Origin of the sequence: Mesorhizobium sp. M7A.F.Ca.US.006.04.2.1 (genome assembly GCF_004022915.1) — a bacterium.
Lineage (GTDB): Bacteria > Pseudomonadota > Alphaproteobacteria > Rhizobiales > Rhizobiaceae > Mesorhizobium > Mesorhizobium ciceri.
This window is the reverse complement of record NZ_RZQA01001609.1, coordinates 1-513: the sequence shown is the minus strand read 5'-3', so window position 1 is coordinate 513 and position 513 is coordinate 1. Positions and strand designations below refer to the sequence as shown.

At 55.4% G+C, this 513-nt stretch carries 1 pseudogene; it reads left to right on the top strand.

Annotated elements, in window-relative coordinates:
- Window positions 1-513: pseudogene (locus EN925_RS39015) on the top strand (hypothetical protein); the annotation flags it as partial.

Here is a 513-nt window from a genome sequence, read left to right as displayed (position 1 = left end):
ATCTTCTATGCGCCGGCGGCCTCCGCAGTCATATACATTTTGATGCTTGTCGTGCTCCTAATACGCCCGGGCGGGATTTTCCAAGGCATCGATATTTCGCATTTCGCGCTGCATTATACACCGATGACCGAGCGTGCGCGGCGGGTGTTCTTGAGCCGACCCACCGCTCTCATTGCGCTGGCGGCAGCGCTTTTGCTTCCGTGGCTGGTCTATCCAGTCCTTGCGACTGACATTATCCTTTGGGGGCTGTTTGCGGTTGGTTTCGATCTGTTGTTCGCGATCGGCGGACTCCTCTCGTTCGGCCAGGCCGCCTATTGGGGCATGTCGGCCTACGTCACCGGGATCCTGATGGTTAAGTTCGGGGCTCCGATGTTCCTTTCGCTGCTCGCCGGCGTCGCCCTGAGCACCATTGTAAGTCTTCTTTTTGGCTTCATCGTCGCAAGAAAGAAAGGGATCTATTTCTCTATGATCACCTTTGCATTCGCGTCGATCGTCTATTTCGTCGTCAATCAG